Below are 1,362 nucleotides of genomic sequence, written 5' to 3' on the forward strand. Positions count from 1 at the left end.
TTGATGATGTGGACACCCCCACCCCAACCGTCGAATCTGGTTTCAACGGTTCCCTGGAAGAAGGAGTGGTTGGATATGTCCGGAATGATCATTGGCCTCGATCTCGCGAAGAGCGTTTTCCAGGTTCACGCTGTCGACGCAGAAGGAAAAGTCGTCATCACGCGAAAGGTGCGGCGCTCCCAGATGCTCGAGTTCTTTACGAGGCTGGAACCGTGCCTGGTTGGCATGGAGGCGTGCCCTTCCGCGCACCACTGGGCGCGGGAGCTTTCTGCCTTGGGCCACGAAGTACGGTTGATGGTCGCGTCCTACGTGAAGCCCTATGTCAAGCGCCAGAAGAACGACATGGTTGACGCAGAAGCCATCTGCGAGGCTGTGACCAGGCCGACCATGCGGTTCGTCCCGATCAAATCTGAATCGCAGCAGGCTATTCTCATGGTCCACAAGACCCGCGCTCTCTTGGTCCGCCAAAGAACAATGCTTGTGAACGCCCTGCGCGGCCATCTCACCGAGATGGGCGTCGTAGCGCCAAAGGGGATCAGACGGCATGCCGATCTCGTCGAGCGGGTGCTTGCACACGGCGCAGACGAGATCGACCTGCCGCCGCTCGTGCGTGACATTGTGTTTTCCTCTGCCCGGCAGATCGGCTCCTTGAATGCCGAGATAAAGGAGCTCGAGAGGAAAATCCTGGAATGGCACCGCACGAGCGAAGCCAGCCAACGGCTGGCGACGATCCCTGGCGTCGGCGTAATCACCGCATCCGCAATGGCGGCCACTGTCGTGGATCCTGCTGCCTTCAGATCGGGACGAGACCTTGCCGCATGGCTCGGCCTGACGCCGCGATCCAACTCATCTGGTGGCAAGGAACGGTTGGGACGGATCACGAAAGCTGGAAACCGATATTTGAGAACCTTGCTTGTCATCGGGGCGACAGCTGTCGTCGGTTTCTCGAGACGAACAACCGAGGGGCCATTAATGAACTGGGTCAGAAAGCTCCTCCAGGCGAAATCTGCACGCCTGACAACGGTGGCCTTGGCCAACAAGATGGCACGGATCTGCTGGGCGGTAATGGCACACAAGACCGTCTTCGGAGAAGCCGCCGCATAAGTCACGACGCACTAGCGTCACAACAGTTCGGAGGGTCTGCCCAAGAAGCGTGATGACTACCGGTTTTGCCGGGGATCAGGAAAACCCGTTCGCGAGGCAGCGCTGAAAAGCGCGATGTTTTGATAGGGACCATGATCCGCGGATATCATCAGGGCCCGCGGCCATCCGGCCGCACTACGAGGCCGGACATATGCAAGCACCCAACCGGATTCGACACGCATTGAGGAAAGACTTGACGAAGGGGGTGTCCACATATGC

Annotated in this window: 1 protein-coding gene; it reads left to right on the forward strand. The window is 58.9% G+C overall.

Going from position 1 to position 1,362, the window contains the following annotated elements:
* Positions 1–75: 75 nt before the first annotated feature.
* Entirely contained in the window at positions 76–1,104 is a 1,029-nt protein-coding gene (locus tag CN97_RS19655; protein ID WP_035715303.1) for an IS110 family RNA-guided transposase, read from the forward strand.
* Positions 1,105–1,362 lie beyond the last annotated feature (258 nt).

Source organism: Haematobacter massiliensis (assembly GCF_000740795.1).
GTDB classification, from domain to species: Bacteria; Pseudomonadota; Alphaproteobacteria; order Rhodobacterales; family Rhodobacteraceae; genus Haematobacter; species Haematobacter massiliensis.

What these genes read in the sequence shown, in the direction of transcription:
- CN97_RS19655 (WP_035715303.1), top strand. Translation starts at nt 76, where the DNA reads ATGTCCGGAATGATCATTGGCCTCGATCTCGCGAAGAGCGTTTTCCAG.